Raw genomic sequence first — 22667 nt, 5'->3', positions numbered from 1 at the left:
TAACAATCCTCCAGTCAAAACAGCAAATTCAACATAAAATTCATATATTTGCACGTAATCGCCCCGCAATCCGCAAATCGCAGGCCGTAAAAGTCGATTTTGCCAGCGGATTCCTAACCGCCTTCAGTCACACATATATAATTCATCACGGCATATATTTTATATGTTTATGCGCTGGTTGTTATATAAATATATGTTTATGGAAGCCGTCCGGATCGCATCTGGCCTACCCTCTTCGTATCCGCCAACGAATTCATATTCCTTTTGGTTGTGTAAATATTGCCTCTTGAGCTGCCGGTTTCGAAGCTTTGCCCTGGCATAAAGAGATCGTGCCAGCTTTCTCCTCATCAATGCAGTATCCGCCCGAGCGGCAAGAACGTACATCTCGTAGAGACCCATCAAACGCACCTTTCCTATCACGCGACGCGATTGCGACCGTGTTATGAGCTTCATCTCTTTTTTCCATCAGCCTTTCAGCTCGATGGGCATTGCAACGGGGCACTGAAAATTGCCACCTGGGAAATAAAGACACTTATCAGTGCCCCGCATCAGCGATTTATGCCTGGCAAAGCCATGATCTTAAGAGAAATAGAAGGCCCACCACAAACCAAATCCATTTCCCTCTGTTCACCGCCAGAGGAAATTCGCTGTCAGACACCGGATATGAGAGTGACGTCCGTCTCTCAAAACCGGCGTTAGCTCCGCTTCAAAACTCGAAATATTTCCGGTTTATCGCAAAACACGGACACTATAACTCGGGTATAAAAGGGCGAGGATAAAACAAATGAAAAGAAAAAACTTGCCCCAACACCTTCAAAAAAAAGACAAGCATTGAATAACCCAATTTATTGAAAAACATAGATTTTTAACTATGCACAAAGTCGGACAGGCCGGTAGCTATAAATGAAACCGTATTTTTTGCATCAACGAGCTAGCAAATTATACCCGCTATCGCTACTCGCCAGATCGGTCGAAATTGGAATCAAGATCACCACAGATAATCCCGACTATTCTATTCATTATTTACGATGCTGGAGGTTTGTCGCAGTTGATCGCATCAATTACCGATCCCGCATATGATTTTCGGATTGTAGCCACGGTAAACTTACGATCTCCTCAAAGGACACGCCATCCTGCCTTTACAACTTATGAACGAATCATCGATATTTGAGCATCAAACTATCAATCACACGGGGCAATTTGGCCAAAATGATCGAGAAGAAAATAAACAATATTAGCGAGTTCCTAGACTCTTGGAGAGAAGATCAAGATCAGGGTGCTGGTACCGCTTGGTTTCGAGGGCAGTCCGATGCCAAATGGTCCCTTTTGCCGGGTTTCCTCCGACATGAGGTACAAGTCTCCGAAACGACATTGCTAAACCGCTTTAAGCAAAGCGCAGCGATGCTTGCGGAGAACAGGCCTCAGAATTCCTTCGACTGGACTTTTTTGATGCAGCATTATGGCGTCCCCACCAGACTACTCGACTGGAGTGAGAGTCCACTCGTCGCGCTATATTTCGCCGTCGACGAATATCAAAGTCATCCCGATAAGGATGCAGCGCTATGGTGCCTGTGGCCCACCGTTCTCAACAAGAACGCAAACATAGTAGACAAAGTTGAGGGAAAATACATTCCTTCTTTCGAAGATGCTGAGTTGGAAGGCTACTCAACTGAAAGCGTTCAAACAACCACACGGTTCGAATTGCTACCTGTGGCAACAATAGCGACACGAAATAACCCCAGAATTCAGGCGCAACTCGGGACATTTACAATACATCACAAACAGAAAATCGCTATCGAGGACGTTGGGAATCAGAAGCATATTCTTAAGTACGTCATACCTAGCGAATCCCGGCACTCGGTGCTGACAGATCTAAGGCTGTTAGGTTTTAATCGATTTAGTCTGTTCCCCGAATTGGCGAGCGTCGGCACGATACTTAAGGAAATGGTAAAATGAGTTACGTTGAAACAGCTTCAATGAAGAATAGCACGATAATGCTGCTATACTCTGAGCGAGATGAAATCAATATGAATCCCGACTATCAACGTATGGGAGGCGTTTGGACCGTTGACAAACGAAGACTTCTTATTGATTCCATTCTAAATGACTATGATCTTCCAAAGATATACTTCCATGAACTAAGCAATAAGGAGTATACACACACCGGATATCGATATGCAGTTATCGACGGTCGACAAAGGTTGGAGTCGATATGGGGTTTTATGGACGGCGATTTCACGCTGTCAGGAGATTTTGAGTATCAGCGAGACACGAGCATTAGCCTAGCGGGTCTCAGCTACGAAGATATAGCAAAACAACATCCGAAGATCAGGGTGAAATTTGATTCATTTGTTCTACCGGTCGTCACTGTCGGAATCGAAGGGGACGAGCTAGACCTAATTGAAGATATGTTCTCCAGACTCAATGAAGCTGTGCCCTTAAACGCAGCAGAAAAGCGTAATGCCATCGGCGGGAATTTAGTTAAAGCGATTGCGGACTTGTCCAATAACGAGTTTTTTACAGACAGAGTAAAATTCCGCAATAATCGTTACCAACATAGAGAAGCAGCGGCTCGTTTTCTGCTTGTCGAGGATAGCCTGAGGCAGCCACACCCTCAAATTGTCGATACCAAAAAGGTTTATCTCGACGGACTTGCTCGCAAGTATCACAGCAACAATCCTGAGAGAGTTGCTGAATTGAAGAAACTAGTCGCAACCATCTTAGATGCAATGAATGCTGAATTTACCCACACAGATGAGCTTCTTGCAGCGCAAGGCATCCTAGTTGTTTACTACCTTACCTTTAAGCAAGCGCTGGCAGTTGGAAAAACCGACAAAATCACACGCAGGAAACTCCTGGATTTCAGGAAAAAACTCTCTGAGAACCGTGAACTAGCCTCGAAAAACTATGAAGGCGCGTCCTTTGACCTCTTAGAATTTGATCGCCTCAATCAACAGGGAACCAACGACGCCTCAAGTATAAGAGAACGTTGCAGAATTTTAGCTGAGTTTTTGGAACTACCCTTAGGCATATTCTAAGATGGAAAATGCGCCGGCTGCTGCTGGCGCGTATGGCGGGCTGCTCCATGGCCCGCCTCACTAAATTTTTTGTCAAAATTGGCACGCTAACAGCCCGGCACATCTATAGCGCCTTGGCGAAGCGTTCCAGTTTGCCCAGCGTTTGCTGACCCAGTTCCACGGCACCGAAGCCCTTCGCTTGCTGGAACTCGGCTTCAGTGCTGAACACCATGCCCAGCACAACTTTCGTCGCGCCGTCCTGATCTTCGAAGGAGGCCCAGGCATCGGCATGTTTCGGCCCGTTTTCGCCCCATAGCAGCGTATAGCCGATTCGCTCTTCGGGCCGGACCTCGACATAACGATGATGGTTCGGGAAGACTGTGCCGTCAGGGCCGATCATGTCAAAGACCCATTCGCCGCCGGTGCGCAGATCAATCCTCTTCGTGCGGCAGGAAAACCCTTCAGGACCCCACCATTGCGGCAGCGTCTTCTCGTTCATCCAGGCTTTCCAGACGATGTTTCGCGGCACCTTTATCGTTCGCTCCAGCACCATGGTCCGCCCGGCCACGCTGGCCAGATTGTTGAGACCGGCGCTGAAACCTTCTTGATAACCATCGCGCATATCCTCCGCCAGAGAGGAAAGCTGCACCGTTACGGTCAAGCGGCTACGCTCTTCCGCAGCCTGAAAATCGGCAGTTACCAGCGCTGCCGACTGCGTTACGCCGCCGGATGAGACCACCTCATAATTCACGCTGCGGCAGGTTGGCTGAAGCTCCAGCCAGCCGCATTCACAGCGAATATCCGGCTGGCCGGCGACCTTGCAGAGCGAAACTTCGCGACCGCCCAGCCTGCTGTCCGCTTCCAGGAACTCCACGGTGACCGAGGGCGAGGGAGAGGCCCACACCGCCCGGGCGGCGGGTGACAGCCAGACCTGCCAGAGAGCCGATAACGGAACGGCAATCTCCCGTTCGAAGCTGAGCGTTGCAAAACGGTCTTGTGGCTGATGCGATTCAGCGTGTGCGCTTTTTTGACCGGGTTTCGTTGTCATTCTGAATCCTCCTTCATGGCCTGCATTGCAAATGCCTCCAGCCGGTCAAGCCGGCTCTCCCACACGGCCCGTTGCTCATCGAGCCATGTGCTTACCGGCTCCAGCGCTTCGGGCACGATGGCGCAGGTGCGCACCCGCCCATCCTTGGAGGTGATGATCAGCCCTGTCTCCTCCAGCACGGAAAGATGCCGCATCACCGTGGGCAGACGCAGCCCCGTGGGAGCGGACAACTCCATGACCGGTGCCGGCCCGCCGCCAAGGCGCGCCAGAATCGCCCGTCGCGTCGGATCGGCCAGAGCCTGGAAGATCAGTGAAAGTTCCTGATGATGCTTAGTCATATTGCTAACTATCATGTTTCATCGTGACAGGGCAAGGGGAAACTTAGCAGATTAACTAAGTTTTATCGGGAGGGATGGTCCCGGGGATGAAATGCCGATGCGTCGCCCGACCGTTTCGTTTGGGTGACGGAACCCTTCCCCTTCATGCGCCTGGCGTTCGGCAACGGGCGGCGGATGCAACTGACGGGCCGGAAACGGGCCATCAAAAGTTGCAGAAAAAGATTGACTCTCGCTGCCGCCTGAGTGAGCTTCGCCGGGAAAAGACGGGGAAAAATCAAATCATCATGTCACCAGAACGCTTCAATCAATGCCTGCGGGTGATCCGCTGGACGCCGATCAATATTGCGTCCGCGCTGCAATGCGAACTTTCATGGATTGAGGCGCTGGAAGCGGGCAACGAGGAGGTTCCCGCTGGCCTGGCGACATGGCTGGAAACGCTGGCGCAAGCCCATGAGGCTCTTCCGCCTCCGTCCACGTACCGAGGAAAACGGTCGACATTCTGATGCGGCCGGTAGCTTTCAGCCTTTACCAACGATTGGATTATTCGAAATGAAATATGTCATAGCAGCTCTTGGCCTGATCGCCTTCTCAAGCCCCGTCCTCGCCGCATCCTGCGAGAAGAACTTCACTGTCTCAGGTGTACCGATGGTGACGGCTGTCTCTTACAAGTCCTGGCAGGAACTGCCCAAGGCGAAAGCGCCCGCCGTGCTGCAAAAGCTCGCGCAGGCCGTGGCAGCGGAAGGTTTTTCAGGCATCCAGATCAACAAGGCGCTGTCTTCCATCGATGCGCACCAGGAGACCAGCGGCAGCGGCAGAATTCAGACGCTGCGGGTCGTGGCCCGGCAGAAAGGCGCCGCGGTGCGAATTGACGCTGTCTTCAACATTCAGGCAGGACAGATCGCGGACAAGAACGTCATCCGCGAGGGCATCTGCAATATCATCAATGGCGCGTGACGCACGGTGAATAAACCGTCCGTTCCCAGTCTCGATGCCGGCGCACGCTGACATCGAGACTGGGGAGCTGTGCGGGTGCGGCGCATTTGTTGCGAACGGACGCGGCGGCTGGCCCGGCGCGGGCGGCGGGCTATGTGCTGGTGCATGCCGTTGATGGCGATGCTTAGGGTATGGCGGGCAAACCCGGAATCTGCGATGGGTGCAGGCAGGGATACTATCCGCGGCCGGAAGCAGGCTGCGAATCGACGGGGAAAACATGCCGATCTATGAACTGGCTGCCGTGGGCGCCGCGACGTGCTGGGCGATAACCGGGCTTCTTGCCGCGGGTCCGGCGGGGCGGCTTGGAGCGCTGGCCTTCAACAGGACGCGGCAGCTTTTTGTCGCCGCTTTGCTGGGGGTCTATGTGCTCGCGTCAGGCTCCTGGCGGGAGCTTCAGCCCGAGGCGCTGTCGTCACTTCTCCTTTCCGGCTTCATCGGCATTTTTGTTGGCGACACGCTTCTCTTCACCTGCCTCAACCGGCTGGGGCCGCGCCGTTCGGGAATCCTGTTTGCGCTGAATGCCCCGATCGCCGCACTGCTGGCATGGGCGGTGCTTGGCGAGCAGCTTCCCACAAGCGCCATTGCCGGCATAGGCCTGACGCTCAGCGGCGTGCTGCTGGCAATCCTCTTCGGCAAGCGCAAGGCGCAGCTGCATGAATGGGAGAGCGTGAAGGGGCCTCTCTGGCTCGGCGTGCTCTTCGGCCTTCTGGCGGCGCTCAGCCAGGCGGTCGGCTCGCTCATTGCAAGGCCCGTGATGGCGACCGGGATCGATCCTCTTGCCGCTTCCATGCTGCGTGTCGGGGTGGCCGCCCTTTGCCTGACTGCGCTTACCATGCTGCCGATCGAGGCTGTCAGGCCCAGAGGCCCGATGACCAGAAGCCTGTTCCTGCAGACGGCGTTCACGGGCATCATCGCCCTGGCTTTCGGCATGACGCTGCTTCTCTTTGCCCTTTCCGGCGGCAAGGTCGGCATTGTCTCGACACTGTCGGCAACGACGCCGGTGATTATCCTGCCATTGCTGTGGCTGAGAACGCGGGAAGTGCCGGCACCCGGCGCATGGGCCGGCGCCGCACTTGTCGTGGCCGGCATGGCGCTGATGTTCTGGAGATAGCTTCAACCCGATGGAGAACGGGTGCGGAAACACCCCATCCGCGTCGAGACTTTTCACGCCAGGATTCAGACAGCAATGACCCCTTGCTAAGCAACTTTTGCGTGCTTAAAAGGCGGCTAATATCAGTTCGTTAGAGAGGACCAACTTCGTGGAACAGGAAAACATCCAGACCGGCAAGGGTCGGCGCCGGGCGCTTTGGGCGGCGGTTGCAATTATTGCCGTTGCTGCCGCGGGCGTCATCGGCGGCAAGACCTTCTACGAAGCAAAGGTCAAGGAACTCGTTGCCCGCAGCGGCGCGACCGCCACTGCCATCGAGGTCGATTTTTTCGGGAAAATTCATGTTCGCGATCTGACGCTGCCGCTTGAAGACGGCAAGAATATCAAGATCGCGGCTATCGACGGACGTCCGAAACTTCCGTTTCTGGACGGCGCGCTTGACATGACGACCATCGATATCGATGTGCCCACCGGAAAGATTTCGATGGCGCAGGCCCGCGTCGAGAATGCCGCTTTCGAAAAGCCGGGACAGGCGGAAGAAAACGGCAACTCCCTGCCCCGGCGCATCGAGCGCTTCGCAGCCGCGCGCATTTCCACGCCTGAGGTTACGTTTACCCAGTCCGTCGCGACCACCGAGCAGAAGACCGTTTACAAGAACCTGGCTCTCTCCGAGATCGCCGGCGGTCGCATCGCCAGCTATTCGATCGACAATGGCGGCTACGACATCAAGATGCAGCTTCCCGACAGCGATGGCGCGATGAAGGACAAGCATATGGTCGTCTCGACCGGCGCAATCGCCGGCCAAGGCATCGATGTCGCTTATCTCGCCCGGCTCTATACGGAAAAGGCCGGTCCCGAAGACAAGGAAGCGAAACCGCTCTACGGGCCGCTCTCCGTCAAGGCTGTCTCCTTTTCTGACGGAGACGCTCATTTCAGCTACGATGAAATCCGCAGCGACGGCTTTACCGCCCGCATGCCGTCTGAGCCGCTGCTGGAGACCCTGAAAGCGCTGACGACCACCCAAAATCCTGACGAGCTTTCACCGGAAGCGCGCCAGGCGCTTTTCGCAAAGGTCGTGTCCATTCTCGACATGGTCGGCAAAAGCAACATGCAGCTCATCGGCTTCAAGGTCGACGCGCCAGATGAAAAGGAAGGGGCGGCTGGCAAAAGGGTCAAGGCCACCATCGACCGTATCGACATGCAGATGGACAGCCGCAAGCTCGACTTCGGCTTGAATGGCATGTCGATCGGAGACGGCGACGGCAAGATCGAAGTCGCGGAAGCAAGCCTCAAGGGCTTTGATTGGAGTTCGACGATCAAGGGAATTTCCGAGATCATCGCGCTCGACGAGACGCAGATCGAGACCTTCCAGTTTAATCGCCTGATACCGGAACTTGGCAGGGTGCGCGTCGGCGGCATCAACGTCGATATGGCCGCGCCGGAAAAGACTGAGGAAGAGACGACCGGCACGCCTGAACGCATCAAGTTCTCACTCAAGAATTTCGAGATGGGGTTGACCAAGCCCTTCAACGGCATCCCGACCGATATCGAGATCAGGCAGGACGAGCTCACGCTTCCGATCCCCGCCGACTCGGAGGAGGAAGTTTTCGTCGAAGCCCGCAAACTGGGTCTTGAAACGCTCGCCTTCTCTTATGGCCTTGCGGCCGGCTGGGACGAACCGAACAGCAATCTGGTGATCCGCGACATCTCGCTCAGCAGCAAGGATTTCGGCAGCGTCAATTTTGCCGGTCTGGTAAGCGGCTTTACCGAAGAGTTCTTCTCTTTTGACGTCAATCGCGCGCAGGCGGCGCTCTTCGGGCTCGCCGGCCGCGAGGTGAAGCTCACGATCAAGGACGAAGGTTTGATGGCCAAGGCGATCAAGCTTTATGCCCTGCAGAACGATATGACGGAAGATCAGGTGCGCGCGACTCTGACACTGGTGGCGAGCATGATGCTGCCGCAGGTGGCAGCTGAACAGCCGAAGCTGCAAAACGCGGTGGAAGCGCTCGTCCAGTTCATCAGCAAACCTGGAACCTTGACGGTAACGGTCAAATCCACGGGCGCAAATGGCCTCGGTATTTTTGACCTGGTTGCCGCTTCCGACAATCCGATGGGTCTTCTCGACAAGGTCGATATTCAGGCGACGGCCGAATAAACCGGCCACTTCTCCGGCAGTCTCAAGCTTGGTTTTCCGAGCTCGAGACTGCCGGCACTGGTATTCTCATGAGATTATAACCTGATCGTCTGAGAAGCCCGCCCTCCCGCGGGCAGGGTCATGAGGAGCATCAACATGAAAACCGAGCAACTCACTTTCGGCCCCGGCGGGCAGGTTCCCAACAATCAGACCTTTGCCGTCGTCATTTATCGAAATGTCGGCACAGACTTTCATTCCGCGGATTTCGAAGCGATATTTTCCCGCAACGGATGGAGCGGCATCTGGCGCAATGGCGTGTTCGACTACCACCATTACCACAGCGGGGCGCACGAGGTTCTGGGTGTGGGCCGTGGTGAGGCGACATTGCAGATCGGCGGGCCGGACGGGAAAACTCTTGATGTCGCGCAGGGTGACTGCCTGATACTGCCCGCCGGAACCGGCCATATGAAGCTGAGATCTTCTGCGGATTTTCAAGTGGTAGGTGCTTATCCGCCCGGTCAAAAGGCCGATATTCAGACCTCTGCACCAAGCGCGGAAATGCTTGAGCGGATAAGGTCCCTGCCGAAACCTGAGACAGACCCAGTGCATGGAGCCTCATGCGGCCTGATGGAAATATGGCGCTGAAGGCCAGCCCGCCGATCTACCCTTATACCCGGCAGGCATGCGATTTCAGCCTTGGATTTTGCCCAAGGGCGGCGTTCCCCTGCAGCACGAGCCGTAGCTAATGCAGCCACTCGCAACTATAAGCGAGGACCGGCTCGGCAAAGCCCTTCAGTCTGTAACGATCACCATGCACGAGGACATCAGCGCCGCCATATTCCTGCAAGGTCTTGTCCGATATCAGGATCTGATCGCTCTCAGCGGCTGCACAAAGCCTTGCTGCCAGTTGCACGGTCGTGCCGAAGAAGTCATTGCTGTCTTCGACCGGCTCCCCACAATCCAGCCCGATGCGAATGTGAATGGGCTCCCCTTTGGCGCTGTTGTAACGATGGAACTCGCGCTGGATATCAATGGCGCAATCCACGGCAAACGGCGCGGAGGAGAACACCGCCATTATGCCGTCACCGGTATGCTTGACCTCCCGTCCCGATCGTCGCCCCAGACAACCACGCACGAGAGCATCATGCGCCCGGACGAGTTCTGCCGACATACGATCGCCAAGGCGGGCCGTCATCTCGGTTGAGCCGACAATGTCTGTGAACAGGATCGCGCGGTGGCCGGCGTCCATATCTTTCGAGACAGCCGCAACAGCCACCGGATCCTGTATGCGCCCGAGAAATGCTTCCACGGCCGACAGGGCGACTTCCACCACTTCACTGGCGACAAAACCGTGCGCTTCGCGATGCACGCACTGCGCGGTTGCGGCGTCCGGGGCATCGATAAGGCAAAAGGCCGTGCCACGCCTTTCATCAAACCAGTAGGTCAAAAACTTGACGCCATACTGATCCTGAATATTGAGGTCTTTAAGGTGCGCCGCAGCAATATCCGCAGCGGAAACGCCGGCAAGCTCGTGCCGGTCCATGAAGATAGGCATTGGTTCCTCCCAAGAGTATTTCGTTGCCTCCTCTGCCAGCCATTTTATGACGTCACCGAATGGTCGTCTATCGTTCTTACGGGTGACACCGGAAATGACGGGAACACCGGAAAGGGCGATATTCGTTCGCGTTAGAATTTCGGGCGCTTGACCATACGCCGAAGCAAAGAGCCGGATCGGGCCTTGCGGGGGATGAGGTGGATGTCGCTGACCAGCTTTGCGCCGCCTTCCCGACGTTCCAACGTTATCTTTCGGCTATGGAAGGCCTCGAGCTCGGCACGATGCGCCACGCTGATGATCGTGGCGTCTGGCAATTCATCAATCACCGTCTGCATCATCCTGTCCTGGCTTTTTTCGTCGAGAGCCGCAGTCGCCTCGTCCATGACGATGATGTCAGGGTCGTTCAGCAACAGGCGGGCAAAGGTCAGCCGCTGTTTTTCACCGCCTGACAGCGTCTGGTCCCACGGCGCCTCCTCTTCCACCTTGTCCTTGAGATGGCCGAGACCGACCTTGTCGAGAGCCTCCCCTATCTCTTCAAAGGTCCAGCTCTCGGCCGCCTGCGGGTAGCAGACCGCCCGGCGTAACGTGCCGGAGGGAATATATGGCCGCTGCGGCAACATGAAAAGCCGGCTGCCAGCGCGAAAACTGACGCTGCCGCCGCCCCATGGCCACAGGCCCGCGATTGCCCGAACAAGCGTGCTTTTGCCGGATCCGGACTCCCCTGCGACGAGCACTCTTTCTCCCCGCCCGATCTCCACATCTGTCTCTTTGACGACGGCCGTACCGTCGCCGAGCGACACAGAAACATCCTTGAGGCTGAGCATCGTTTCGCCTTCCGTTTCACCACGGACGATCCGGCCAAGCTTATCGCTCTGTTCGGCCCGCTCGAGACCGTCAAGCGACATCATCAGGGAAGCAACGCGGCGTGCGCAGGCATTCCAATCCGCCAACCGGGGATAGTTGTCGACCAGCCAGCCGAAGGCGGATTGAACGATGGTGAAAGCGGATGCCGCCTGCATGACCTGGCCGAGGGACATGCTGCCGTCGAGAAATTTGGGCGCGCAGAGAAGAAGCGGAACAACGGGCGCAATCAACATCGATCCATGCGACACGACAGTGGTGCGCATATATTGCTGCGCCATCTGCTTCCACTGCTGCCGGACATTGCGGAATCTTTTGTCGAGGTCGCTTCGCTCCTCCTCTTCGCCGCCAAGCAGGGCGATGCTTTCCCCGTTTTCCCTGACACGGGTCAGCGTGTAGCGGAATTCCGCCTCCAGCTGGTTCTTGACCTCGGAGACCCTGACGAAGTTCCGGCCGATCAACGCGATGGAACTTGACGTGATGAGCGCATAGATCACCGCCGCAATCACGAGAAAGCCGGGTATCGTGATCAATGCCCCGCCGATCGGCAGCGTCAGCGCGCCGCCGATCGTCCACAGGACGACGATAAAGGTGGAAGCCGACACGAAGGCGGCAATGACGCCCGCCACGAAATCCACGGGTGCTTCGGTGGCGATCCGCATATCCTCCGACAGCCTCGCCTCCGGATTCTGATGGTCACCATCGATCAGGTTGAGCTGGTAATAGCGGCCATGTGCAATCCATCGGGAGACCAGCACCTTGGTCAGCCAGGAGCGCCAACGCCGCTGTATGCGCATTCTGACGTAGACCTGTGACGTCACGATCATAACGCTTCCGAGAACCAGCGGCGGGAATATCGAAGCGAGAAAATAAACAGTGGATGCATCCCGTTTTTCAATCGCGTCGAAAATCCCGCGATTCCAGACGTTGATGCCATATTGGAAACCGACATTTATGCCGATCATCGCCAGGAGCCCGATGGAGAACGGCCATGCCAACGCATCGCCACGGCGGCTCCAGAACCCTCGCGCGCTGATCCAGAAGCGTTTCAGAAGATATTTCTTGCGGGCCTCTGCGGCCTCTTCCGGTGTCAAACCCGAAGCAGGTTCCATTTCCTCCGGCGGGAGGGGATCATCGTTAGCATGAACATTCTCTGCACCATTCTGGCCGGTGCCATCGACTGGTTTCGGTTTTGCGTCAGCATCGGTCATGGATGCTTAAACGGATGGCGGTTTGAAAGGTTGCCAGTCCAGAATGATTTGCCTTTGGCCCAAGGCGGCCATGCTAGCGGCCTCTGGTTTTTCTCCACTTCAGCAGATACCCAAATCCCGGTCCGAGCAGAGCGACGGCAATGACCCGCTCCATCAGACCTGGCGGGCTTTCATCGGGATCGTGCCCGGTGACTGCGTCGTGATGTTGACCACAGCACCGGGACGCCAGATCTCGCCTTGCGACCTTTGTCCAGGCGATCCGGCATGGCGGTGACGTGGTCATTCGTTCGGACGATCGCCAACGCATCGGCAAATCTTGCCACGGCCAGGCTAACAGTGCGGGCATGACCGAGAGCGGCGAGACGGATTTCCGTGATGCCGAAGGCGATGAGCGGTGACCTGCCAATGAACCCCGACTGAATAGCGCCTTCAGCTTCCGTTCCGACGGGACCGTCTACAACAAAGACGTTCAACCGCGGTCTTATCCGCCTGAGGAGACACAGTCATGATCCGGAAGTCTTTCATTGCAAGTGCACTCGTCGCTCTCGTCGGCATCGCTGCCGCGGCACCCGCCATGGCCAATGACGTGCGCATCGAACAATATGGCTGGTCCAATTCTGCCGGCGGCGCACAGGAGGGTTACGGCAACCGGATCCGTACCTATCAGAACGGCGGCTACAACCGGATTGTCGGTCATCAGTATGGCCGGCATAATCTTTCGGCTGTCGGCCAGGAGGGGCATGACAATTACGGTTCCACCTATCAGAACGGCAGCCGCAACGTGGCCGGTATCGGCCAGTTCGGTTCCAACCACACCACCATCCTGACGCAGGACGGCAACGGCAATATCGCGGCCGGTGTGCAGGTGGGCCGCGGCTGCAGCGCCAATGTGAGCCAGGGCGGCAACGACAATGTCGCGGCCTTCGTGCAGGCCTGCCCCTAACGGGCCACAAGACGTGAAACTGGTCGGGATCGAAACATCAGATCATCAGGGAGACGAGCCATGCCCCATAGCGTCAGACATCCGCGCCGCCTGGCGGCGATCCTTGCACTGGCCCTGCTTCCCGCCGGCGCCGTTGCGGCCATCTCGACCGCAAGGGAACCGGCAGAGGGAAAGGTCTGCGAGATCAGGGCAACGCCGCAGGCGGGCATGGTGAGGCTGGAGGCCTTTGCCGGGGGCGACACGCCTGCCGGCGGGACCTACGCCTTTCACGTCGAAAAATCAGGAAGTGGCGGACGTTCGGTCATCAATCAGGGCGGCGACTTTGATGCCGCCGCCGGACGTTCGCAATTGCTGAGCGCGGTGACGCTCGATGCCAAGGGAGCCCGTTACAAGGCGGTGCTCGATATGGTGATCGATGGCAGGAGTTTCAGCTGCACGAAGCAGGTCGACGGCGACTAAGCTGCGGCATGCTTGTGAATTACTCCCATAGAGGGCGCTGGTTCAGGCGCCCTTTTCTTTTGATCGTGCCGACCGACTGAACGACATGTGAATGGGCAATTCCGGTCGGGTTCAGTTGCGGGATGCGATTATCCATCATCGGCAAGGCGCTAACAGATGGAGATCAGAATGACCCGCAACATATTGAAACTTCTTACCGTTACCCTGCTTGTTGGTGGTCTCACACCCCTTGGATTTGCCGCACCCGCCCATGCCGGCGGCCGCATCTCCTTCGACCTCGCACCCGGCAATGCCGCCGATGGCGATCTGCTTTCGACGGGACTTCGCGCCTATTCGCTCTACCGTGGCCTCAAGGATGCCGATATCCGCCAGCTCGGCCGTGGTAACGCCGCCGGCATCGCCCAGAACGGCGGCGGCAATCTCGGCTTTATCCGGCAACGCGGCACCGGCCATTCCGCAACGCTGCAGCAGAATGGCAACAACAACGCCTATGGCATCTTCCAATATGGCCGCAACACGGACACCAATGTGGTGCAGGATGGGAATAACGGCAGCGGGCTGACTTTCAGCTATGGCTGGTAAGGCGACGCAGGACAGCGATCCTTGCGGGTCGTCTCCACAGGCTCAATTCGCAAGAACCTTTCCGTCCCTGCTCTGAACGATATCCGGCGACGGAACCGGCAGAGCACCGGAAGCGGGCAGAGACGGAATTATCAGCCATGCGCCGGGATAATCATTGCGAAGATGCCGGGGATTATAACGAATATTGCTTCCGGCGGCATGGCGAAGCGTTCCGATCGTGGCATCTGTTGAAAGCACACCTCTGCTGATTGCGTGGAGTTTTCGGTTGCCATCAAGGGCAAGCGTTACCTCCGAAAGCTCGAAACTATCAATGTGAACGGTCTTCTCCTGCGGTGTGTCGACAATCCATCTGTCTGAATCGACAAAGCCATCGATGTAGACATTACCGGTGGAAGCACGCAGGGACGTGCCTTTCGGCAGGCTGATACCGTCAACGACATTGCCTTCGGCGAGAATGCATTTGCTGAAGGCGGAGATGCCGCCATCGGTCATGAAGTCAAACTCCACGGGCTGCGTCGCGTCGCAGCGCCAGCCGCTCTGGGTGGTCACTCCATTGCCGGTTATGCGCATGTTGCCAGGGGTGAAGCCGATCGTTTCGTAGTTCTCGTTGGTCTTTATCGCGATATAACGGGCGATCTCGATCGCATCGATATCAGCGACCCGCACCGGATGCGGAAACACGGCCCGATTGAAGGCTTCCCTGTTATCGGCAATGGCCAGTTCGAGTTTCGTACCCTTGGGCATATCGATCCCGCCTAGGCGCGCCGGCTCCGAGAGTTCCTGCCGATAGCTTGCCGCTCTCTCCCTGTCATAAGCGCGCATCTGCAGATAAAAATCGCCGAACCGAAAAAGCGTGAAAAGCGCAACGGCGGTCACCAGCCCGTAAGGCAGGATCATCGGGCGCTTCCAGCGGCCGTGCACATATCGAACGAACAGCAACAACGTCCAGACGACCCACACAAGGGGCGTGACGAGAAAGAAGGCAAGGAGAAGCAGCGCTTCGACGGAGGGCAATGCGACAGGGATCATGCAAACCAATGGTCCTGGGCGGATCGTTTTGATCCTGAAGAGACATCAGTGCTTTAGCCCACAAGCGGTTGTCATTTCAACTCGGCGATGGCGGGCAGATAGTGGCGGCTGTCCGGGCGACAGATAGCGGCCGCCCGGTCAACGCGCTTATGGGGTATCAGCCGCCAAGGACGAAACGGGAGAATGCCAGGGCATTGCGGGCGTCCTCGTCCATTTTCGCGACATCGGCGCCGCCGCTGAGATCGCGCCAAACCTTGATGTCAGAGCCGATCGTGCCACCGGTCTTGACGAAGGGCTCCATGATAACAGCACCGGTGTAATTGATATCGCGAAGGGCCAGACCAATTTCGTGCCAGGGCATCCTGCCCTTGCCCGGTACGCGGCGATTGCTCTCACCGGTGTGGAAATGACCGAGAAGCGGGCCGGCCGTGCGGATGGCTTCGCCAAAACTGTCTTCCTCGATATTCATGTGGAACGTATCCAGCATGACTTTCACGTTGTTCTTGCCAACATCCTTGACGAAGGCGACGCCTTCGGCCGCCGTGTTGAGCACGTGGTTTTCAAAGCGATTGAGGACTTCGATGCAAAGGTTGATGCCGAGATCATTGGCGAAATCGGCAATGCCATTGATGCCTTCGACGCCGCGCGCATAGTCTCCCGCCTTGTCAACGGGCTGGGAGTAATCGATCGGCCAATAGGAATGCAGCGCGCCGCCGATCGTGTGAATGTCGAGCTTGGCGACATTGGAAAGGGTACGTTCAAAGAACGCCTTGCCGGCTGCGCGCACCGAAGCATCCTCGGATGACAGGTTCTTCGTTTTTGAAGGGCCGATACCTGCGGTGAGGATGATGTCGTTATCCCTGGCGCTTTGCCTGATCACGGCGAGCTCGGCGTCGCTGTATTCATTGATGTGGTGTGCGGCGACTTCGATGATATCGAAACCGAGCTTGGCGACCTTCTCGATATAGGGGCCGAACTTGGCGCTCCACTCATGTTCCCAGTAAGAATAATAGATGCCGTGTTTCATGGGGATCTCTTTCGCTTTTCGTTTCGCTGGATTTGATTTGGGCGGAGCAGCGGTTCAGCCGGCTTCAGGAAGTCAGCTTGCTTCCCGGATTTCCGATACGAAGGTCCGGCTCCGTGCTCGCGGAAATGATGAACCGGCCGTTCGGAAGGTCATTCTCTTCAACCTTGCGATTGATCTCGTCTTCGCCGAGGCCAAAGCTGCGCCAGCGGTCTCTCAGCCGCGCGCGCAGGTCGTCCTCATCGACATCGACAAAAACAGTCAGGTCAAAAATCTGTTTGAGACGATCCCAAGGCGACTGACTGGCAAGGAGATAGTTGCCCTCACAGACGATGATATCGACGGATTGCGGAATGAGACGGCCGCCTGCGCGGGCGATCTCGATGGCGCGGTCAAAGACGGGGACGGCAACCTTGTCGTCCTCATTGGCCTTCAGGCGCTCAAGCATGTGGCGCAAGCCGTGAGCATCGAACGTGTCGATTGCGCCCTTGAAGGGACGGCGCTTCATCTCTTCGAGCACGGCATCGTCATAATGAAAGCCATCCATCGGAAAGAGCGCCGCAGACACGCCTTCGCCTGCATTCAAGACGTCAACCACATGCTCGGCAATGGTGGATTTTCCCGATCCCGGCGCGCCGGCGATTGCAATCATCACGCGCCGCCCTTTGGCGCCGGCAAGACGTTTGAGGGTCAGGCCCGCAATTTCACGGGCATTGTCGTCAATTTTGCTCAAGGTATTCTTCGCCTCGATAATGGATGCTGTCAGAAAATCCGGTACTGGTTTGCCTTGTCGCGCAGGAATGCCAGTCCCTTGTCGAGAACCTCATCAGCGCCCGGCGCAACCGGCCGCCAGGTCGAAATCGCGCCCGCCATCTCCTGCGGCATCGCGGCAAAACTTTCGAGGGTCAGCACACCCTTGAAATCGATGGCGGCGAGTGCGGAAAACACTTCATCCCAGGCAACATTGCCAAACCCCGGCGTGCCGCGGTCGCTTTCCGACATATGCATGTATTTCAGGTGGTTGCGGGCGGCGATGATGCCGTTTGCGATACCCTTTTCCTCCATGTTCATGTGGAAGGTATCGAGATGGATAAAGATGTTATCGGCACCGATACGTTCGACCAGCGCCACCGCCTGTTCGGCGGAATTGAGCAGATGGTTCTCGTAGCGGTTCACGGTCTCGATGCCGAATTGCAGGCCGAGCGTTTTCGCGTGGCCGGCAGCCCGCGAAAGCGCCCTTGTCAGGTTGTCATATTCACCCTGTGTCGGGGGAAATCCGGTTCGCTCATTGGTGCCGCCATAGGTGACCCCCGTCAGCGCCTCCGCCCCCATTTCTGCAGCCTTGTCGAGCGCGGCGTTCAGATAGTCGATAGCCGCGTCGGGACGTACGGACGCCCAGGCGGGCTCCGGCAGCACGAGCGAACAGACGGCGCGTAGACGGTATTTCTCCAGCAAACCGCGCGTGTATTTTGCATCGACGGAGGGGATATCGATGAGCGGAATCTCGATGAAATCCTGACCGTAATCCGCGGCAGCGGCAATGGACCGTCTGGCGTTTTCGTGGTCCCATTTCAGAGACCACATCATTGCGTGAACACCGAAGCCTTTCACGTCATACCTTCCTTCTGAGAGATGCGAAGTAGCTTGAAAACAGGCCGCGCGCCGCCATGACGACAATCATCAGCACGCCCCAGAGCGCCGTTGCCAGATGCTGGTTGGCCCCGAGAAGATTGAGGCCGGACGACAGGAGCTGCAGAACGATGAGCGCCACGAAAACGGGCAGTACCCGACCGAAACCGCCGAACGGATTGATGCCGCCAAGAAAGGCCGCCAGCACCGTAATCAGCAGATAGGATTCCCCGTGTCCGACACGGACGGAGTTGAAACGGGCAAGCATGATGATGCCGGCAACCGCACACATCAGACCCGAGAGCGTGTAGACGAGAACCTGGATTCTGCGCGTGTTGAGGCCTGAATAACGTGCGGCCTCGATGTTTGAGCCGATCATCAACAGGCCGAAGCCGAGCTTGGTGCGTGTCAGCAGCACATGCCAGAGCCCGACGCAGACGATGAAAATCAGAAGCGGGATCGGCAGGCCGAGAAGCGTGCCGTGGCCAAGCGGCGCCATATAGGCGGGAAAACCCGAGACATCCCCACCACGAGTGAGAAACTCGCCCAGCCCACGCAGGAAGATCATCATGGACAACGTCACAAGGATCGGATGGGCGCGGGTGTAAGCGATCGCCGCCCCCGTCATGGCACCGGCAGCCCCGCCGGCGACAAGTGCTGCAAGGCAGGCCAGCAGAAATGCACTCGGCGGCGCATCCACCCCGCCATGGGCCTGCAGCACCCAGGCCGCGGCGAGACCTGACAGATTGGCGGCGAAGGTGACGGAAAGATTGATACCGCCCGTCAGAAGCGGCAGCAGCATCGCCAGTGTCAGCAGGCCGAGCTCCGGCAGCTGGAATGCGACCGAACCGAATGTTCCGAGCGACAGGAAGTTGTTCGCCAACGTTCCAAAGATGAGCATGACCGCGATGAAGGCAATGACCGGTCCGGCCATATCGGCACCGAAGATCGCGTTGAATTTCCTGACAAGGCTGCTCATCGCTGGGCGCTCCCCTTCTTTGCGGATGTCCGTAAGGCGCTCGGCAGAAGCTTGTCGAACCGGGTGGAAGAGAGCGTGATGGCGATGAGAATGATGGCCCCGACGATCATCTTGAAGGCAAAGGGAGAAACGCCCATCAGGTTGAGGCCGTTCTGGGTGATCGAGACCATCAGCACCCCAAGCACACAGCCGATGACCGAACCCTTACCGCCGCCGAGCCGCGCGCCGCCAAGCACGGTTGCGGCAAGCACATCCAGCTCGCGGCCATAAAGCGCGTTCGGCACCACCTCCTGCGCATAATGCGCCTGCATGAGCCCGGCAATGCCCGCCATCAGGCCGAGCCAGCCGAAGGAGATGTAATGCATGGCGCCGATATTGATGCCGAAGCGGCGAGCGCCTTCCGGATTGTCGCCGAAGGCATAAAGTTTGCGCCCGACGGTGGTGCGCGAAATCATGAACCAGGTGGCGACACAGCAGAGGATCATCACCACAACGGGCAGCGTCAGCTCGACCCAGGAACCATCAGGCATCTCACGCTCGTAAAACACCACGCGCGTCGACAGCCACTCCGGCAGGTCGTAGATCGACACGCCCTTGGTGAAGAACATCAACAGCCCGAAGAAGATATTGAAGGTGGAGATGGTCGCGACGATGGAAATGATATTGAGCCGCCAGACGAGGAAGGCGTTGACGAAGCCGAGACCGAGGCCGACGGCCCCGGCAATGATGAAACCCTCCGCCCAGTTGCCGCCGCCGAGCGCATTAAGCGCCAGCACCGTCACATATTGGACGACGGAGGCCGCGACCGCGAAGGAGATGTCGATGCCGCCTGAAATCAGCACCACGAGCAGGCCAACCGCGAAGATGATATTGACCGCCGAGACATTCAGCACATCGAAGGCATTGGAGATGGTGAGGAACCGGTCGGTCGCGAAGGACAGTCCCGTGCAGAGCAGCAACATGACCACAAGCAGGGTGAATTCGGTCGTATGTCCGAGGATGAGCCTACGCATAGATGGCGGACTCCAGTTCGGTAAGCGACAGGCGTCGCGGATCATAGGTGGCGTGGAACCGGCCTTCGACCATGTGGATGACCCTGTCTGTATTGAAATAAACTTCCGGCGCTTCGTCGGAGATCACGATGATCGAGAGACCTTCTGCGGCGAGCTTGCGGACGATTTCGAAGATGCCGGCGCGGGCACCGACATCGACACCCACGGTCGGCGCGTCGAGGATGAGGATTTTCGGCCCGATCGCCAGCCACTTCGCAATCGCCACACGCTGCTGATTGCCGCCTGAAAGCGTGCGGATCGGATCTTCCGGCAATCCGATCTTGACGCCGAGCGCCGAAATCCAGCGGGAAACGACATCCGCCTTTTTCGACGGAGAGATCAGGCCACCGCTCAGCAAGCGGTCGAGAGAGGCCATGACGAGATTATCGGCAATGGACTGCGGCTGGTTCAGACCAAGCGAGAGCCGGTCCTCGGAAAGATAGGCGACACCCGCCCGGATCGCATCGCGGTTGGAATGGAAATCCACCCTCTTTCCATCGATGAGGATTTCACCCGATTGCGCCCGATGCATGCCGAACAGGGTCAAGGCCAGTTCCGTGCGGCCGGCTCCCAAGAGACCGGTTATGCCGAGTGTTTCTCCCCGCCGCAGATCGAACGAAACATCTTCAAATTCGCCGGCCCGGCTCAGCCCGCGCACCGAGAGAACAACGGGTTTGTCGTCGTGATCGGCGGCGATGACGGCGCTGTCGAAATTGCGGCCGGTCATCAGTTCGGTCACCCGTGACTGGGTCATGCCTTCAACGGGAAAGACGCCGACAAGCGATCCATCCCGCAGCACGGTGATGCGGTCTGAAATCTCCAGCACTTCCGCAAGGCGATGCGAGACGAAGACGACCGCCACACCCGAGGCCGACAGGTTGCGGACGATGTCGATCAGATAATCGGTTTCCGACTGCGTGAGCGACGCGGTCGGTTCATCCATGAAAACGAGCCGCGCTTCCCCGACCAGCGCGCGGGCAATCGCCACGATCTGGCGCTGGGCGATGGGCAGTTCCTTGAGCGGCTTATCAAGATCGATCTCGACGCCGAGCCGCGCCAGTGCCTTTTCGGCAGCCTGTTCGATGGCGCGCTTTTCGACCAGCCCGTATTTTCCGTTTACCGCATATTGAAAGCCGATATTTTCAGCCACCGTCATTTCATCAAACAGCGCCAGATCCTGCCAGATCACCTGAATGCCAAGCGATTGCGCAAGCGTCGGGGTCATCGCGGTTATCGGCTTGCCGTCGAAATAGAGTTCGGCATCGCTTTCGGGCGTGTAAACGCCTGTTATGACCTTGATCAACGTGCTCTTGCCACAGCCGTTTTCGCCGGCAAGGCAATGCACTTCACCCGGATTGACCTCGAAAGAAACACCCTTCAGCGCGCGGACGCCGCCGAAGGTGACTTTGACATTTTTGAGGGACAGGAGCGGTTCTGCGCTCATGATAACGTAAATCTCCTTCCGCCGCGAAAGCATTGCAGACGTGGCGCTCGGCATGTTTTTCCAGATGAGGCGTCGCGCGCGTATCGCACCCGCGCGACGCCCTTGGCCTTGGGGAGGATCAGAGGCCCATGGAAACGAGCTTGTCGATGCTTTCCTTGTCGATCTTCAAAAGCTGGTCGACGACGATGGTGTTACCTTCAGGATTGATGGTGCCGAGACCTTCGATATTGTCGCCGGCCTTCGGTGTCTCGCCCTTGGCGATACGGTCGGCGAGCGTGATGAAGACTTCACCGGCCTGTTTCGGGTTCCACATGAAGCCACCCGTCAGCGCGCCTGATTTGATCAGCTTTGCGCCCTGCCCCGGCGAGAACGGGCCGATGACGAAGACCTTGCCATCCTTGCGCCGCTCTTCGACGGCGCGTCCGGCACCGATCGGCCCCTGCGAACCGAAGGCGAGGAAGCCCTTGAGATCGGCATTGGCCGACATCAGGTCAAGCGCCGTCGAACGGCTCTTGTCGAGGTCTTCAGCGACACCGTAGCGATCGCCGACCAGTTTCATGTCGGGATAATTGGCCTTGATATAGGCGATGGCGGCATCAGCCCAGGCGTTATGGAGCGGAACCGTGAGCGAACCGACGAAAACGGCATAGGAGCCCTTGCCGCCCATCTTTTCCGCCAGAAGCTTGCCATGCGCTTCACCGAAGCCCTTGGCGGAGGCGAGTTCGAAATCCCAGTCGGCGCCGAGCTGCTCGGGCGATTCATGGGTGATGACCTTGATGCCAGCGGCCTGGGCTTTTTTCAGCACCGGCTCCAGCACTTTTGCATCATTCGGCACCACGCCGATGAAATCGACCTTCTGGGCGATCAGGTCTTCGATTGCGCGGACCTGCAGGGCCGGGTCGGCGCTCGTCGGGCCGACCATGAAACCGTCAACGCCGAGCTTCTTGCTCTGTTCCTTGATACCGGCCTCCATGGCGTTGAACCACGGAATACCGCCGATCTTGACGACGACGCCAACCTTCGGCCCTTCGGCAAAGGCGGCGGATGAGAGCAGTGCGAGCGACAGACCGACCGCTGCAGCAATAATTTTCTTCATGATGTTCCTCCTCAAAAAATCGGCAACCGAAACCCGCCGCAGCCATTTTTTCATCTGGCGCGTTCAAAATTTCTCATCTCGCTTATTCGAGACTCTCCCTTGCCACTCCCACAGCAACCATCTTGCACAATCGATATTGCTAAATTGCACAATCGATGGTGCAAT

The 22667-nt window shown here is 57.4% G+C and carries 22 protein-coding genes; 10 read left to right on the top strand and 12 right to left on the bottom strand.

Features of this window, described 5'->3' with window-relative positions:
* The first annotated feature begins 1209 nt into the window (after nt 1-1209).
* Together AC5I5B_RS23020 and AC5I5B_RS23015 are read left to right on the top strand one after the other, a co-directional pair.
* Nucleotides 1210-1956 (top strand): FRG domain-containing protein, encoded by a 747-nt coding sequence (locus AC5I5B_RS23020; protein ID WP_080867419.1) that lies wholly within the window; start codon nt 1210-1212, stop codon nt 1954-1956.
* On the top strand, nt 1953-3038 hold the full coding sequence (locus tag AC5I5B_RS23015; RefSeq protein ID WP_080867418.1) for a DUF262 domain-containing protein: 1086 nt from the start codon (nt 1953-1955) through the stop codon (nt 3036-3038). Before AC5I5B_RS23020 ends, AC5I5B_RS23015 begins: the two co-directional genes overlap by 4 nt.
* A gap of 103 nt (nt 3039-3141) precedes the next feature.
* Here AC5I5B_RS23015 and AC5I5B_RS23010 read toward each other — a convergent pair whose 3' ends face one another.
* Nucleotides 3142-4065: an SRPBCC family protein gene (locus AC5I5B_RS23010; RefSeq protein WP_080867417.1), complete on the bottom strand. Its 924-nt coding sequence runs from the start codon at nt 4063-4065 to the stop codon at nt 3142-3144.
* On the bottom strand, nt 4062-4403 hold the full coding sequence (locus tag AC5I5B_RS23005) for an ArsR/SmtB family transcription factor (RefSeq protein ID WP_495752852.1): 342 nt from the start codon (nt 4401-4403) through the stop codon (nt 4062-4064). The genes AC5I5B_RS23010 and AC5I5B_RS23005 overlap by 4 nt, the downstream gene beginning before the upstream one ends.
* 284 nt (nt 4404-4687) lie before the next feature.
* Here AC5I5B_RS23005 and AC5I5B_RS23000 point away from each other — a divergent pair, with 284 nt between their 5' ends.
* The 5 genes from AC5I5B_RS23000 (at nt 4688) to AC5I5B_RS22980 (ending at nt 9283) form a co-directional block, all read left to right on the top strand.
* Nucleotides 4688-4906, top strand: a complete 219-nt coding sequence (locus AC5I5B_RS23000) for a hypothetical protein (protein ID WP_003505772.1) — start codon at nt 4688-4690, stop codon at nt 4904-4906.
* A 46-nt stretch (nt 4907-4952) separates the two neighbouring features.
* Nucleotides 4953-5357 carry a hypothetical protein gene (locus AC5I5B_RS22995; protein ID WP_020009925.1) on the top strand — a complete coding sequence of 135 codons (405 nt, stop codon included), beginning with the start codon at nt 4953-4955 and terminating at the stop codon, nt 5355-5357.
* A gap of 256 nt (nt 5358-5613) precedes the next feature.
* Nucleotides 5614-6507 (top strand): DMT family transporter, encoded by an 894-nt coding sequence (locus AC5I5B_RS22990; RefSeq protein WP_174054403.1) that lies wholly within the window; start codon nt 5614-5616, stop codon nt 6505-6507.
* A 148-nt stretch (nt 6508-6655) separates the two neighbouring features.
* A complete protein-coding gene (locus AC5I5B_RS22985; protein WP_174054402.1) occupies nt 6656-8659 on the top strand; it encodes an aq_1923 C-terminal domain in 2004 nt (667 codons plus the stop codon).
* 135 nt (nt 8660-8794) lie between these two features.
* Nucleotides 8795-9283, top strand: a complete 489-nt coding sequence (locus AC5I5B_RS22980) for a cupin domain-containing protein (RefSeq protein ID WP_112489123.1) — start codon at nt 8795-8797, stop codon at nt 9281-9283.
* A gap of 97 nt (nt 9284-9380) precedes the next feature.
* Here the strand turns inward: AC5I5B_RS22980 and AC5I5B_RS22975 are convergent, their stop codons facing one another.
* Both AC5I5B_RS22975 and AC5I5B_RS22970 read right to left on the bottom strand, forming a co-directional pair.
* The gene (locus AC5I5B_RS22975) at nt 9381-10193 is read right to left on the bottom strand and encodes a nickel-binding protein (protein WP_174054401.1); all 813 of its coding nucleotides are present in this window, start codon (nt 10191-10193) and stop codon (nt 9381-9383) included.
* A gap of 131 nt (nt 10194-10324) precedes the next feature.
* On the bottom strand, nt 10325-12265 hold the full coding sequence (locus AC5I5B_RS22970; RefSeq protein ID WP_112212402.1) for an ABC transporter ATP-binding protein/permease: 1941 nt from the start codon (nt 12263-12265) through the stop codon (nt 10325-10327).
* 505 nt (nt 12266-12770) lie between these two features.
* On the opposite strand from AC5I5B_RS22970, the gene AC5I5B_RS22965 reads away from it, so the two are divergent.
* The 3 genes from AC5I5B_RS22965 (at nt 12771) to AC5I5B_RS22955 (ending at nt 14249) form a co-directional block, all read left to right on the top strand.
* The gene (locus tag AC5I5B_RS22965; RefSeq protein WP_003505758.1) at nt 12771-13208 is read left to right on the top strand and encodes a curlin; all 438 of its coding nucleotides are present in this window, start codon (nt 12771-12773) and stop codon (nt 13206-13208) included.
* A gap of 60 nt (nt 13209-13268) precedes the next feature.
* Nucleotides 13269-13667, top strand: a complete 399-nt coding sequence (gene csgH / locus AC5I5B_RS22960; RefSeq protein ID WP_111817365.1) for a curli-like amyloid fiber formation chaperone CsgH — start codon at nt 13269-13271, stop codon at nt 13665-13667.
* Nucleotides 13668-13835: 168 nt separating this feature from the next.
* Nucleotides 13836-14249, top strand: a complete 414-nt coding sequence (locus AC5I5B_RS22955) for a curlin (RefSeq protein WP_060727200.1) — start codon at nt 13836-13838, stop codon at nt 14247-14249.
* A gap of 42 nt (nt 14250-14291) precedes the next feature.
* On the opposite strand, the gene AC5I5B_RS22950 is transcribed toward AC5I5B_RS22955, so the two are convergent.
* From AC5I5B_RS22950 to AC5I5B_RS22915, 8 genes are all read right to left on the bottom strand, one after another.
* Nucleotides 14292-15278, bottom strand: coding sequence for a hypothetical protein (locus AC5I5B_RS22950; RefSeq protein WP_174054400.1), 987 nt, complete (start codon nt 15276-15278; stop codon nt 14292-14294).
* 157 nt (nt 15279-15435) lie between these two features.
* Complete coding sequence (locus tag AC5I5B_RS22945; RefSeq protein WP_174054399.1) at nt 15436-16305, bottom strand: D-psicose 3-epimerase; 870 nt, start codon at nt 16303-16305, stop codon at nt 15436-15438.
* Between the two features lie 64 nt (nt 16306-16369).
* Nucleotides 16370-17035: a nucleoside triphosphate hydrolase gene (locus AC5I5B_RS22940; RefSeq protein ID WP_174054398.1), complete on the bottom strand. Its 666-nt coding sequence runs from the start codon at nt 17033-17035 to the stop codon at nt 16370-16372.
* 29 nt (nt 17036-17064) lie between these two features.
* A complete protein-coding gene (locus AC5I5B_RS22935; RefSeq protein ID WP_174054397.1) occupies nt 17065-17913 on the bottom strand; it encodes a TIM barrel protein in 849 nt (282 codons plus the stop codon).
* A 1-nt stretch (nt 17914) separates the two neighbouring features.
* Nucleotides 17915-18910 (bottom strand): ABC transporter permease, encoded by a 996-nt coding sequence (locus tag AC5I5B_RS22930; protein WP_174054396.1) that lies wholly within the window; start codon nt 18908-18910, stop codon nt 17915-17917.
* Nucleotides 18907-19923: an ABC transporter permease gene (locus AC5I5B_RS22925; RefSeq protein ID WP_003505743.1), complete on the bottom strand. Its 1017-nt coding sequence runs from the start codon at nt 19921-19923 to the stop codon at nt 18907-18909. The genes AC5I5B_RS22930 and AC5I5B_RS22925 overlap by 4 nt, the downstream gene beginning before the upstream one ends.
* Nucleotides 19916-21406 (bottom strand): sugar ABC transporter ATP-binding protein, encoded by a 1491-nt coding sequence (locus AC5I5B_RS22920; protein WP_111817385.1) that lies wholly within the window; start codon nt 21404-21406, stop codon nt 19916-19918. Before AC5I5B_RS22920 ends, AC5I5B_RS22925 begins: the two co-directional genes overlap by 8 nt.
* 118 nt (nt 21407-21524) lie before the next feature.
* A complete protein-coding gene (locus tag AC5I5B_RS22915) occupies nt 21525-22502 on the bottom strand; it encodes a substrate-binding domain-containing protein (protein WP_003505738.1) in 978 nt (325 codons plus the stop codon).
* Nucleotides 22503-22667: the final 165 nt, after the last annotated feature.

The sequence above is a fragment of the Agrobacterium sp. genome (assembly GCF_059499945.1).
Note: the sequence above shows the minus strand (reverse complement) of the source record. Positions and strands in the feature narration are given on the sequence as shown.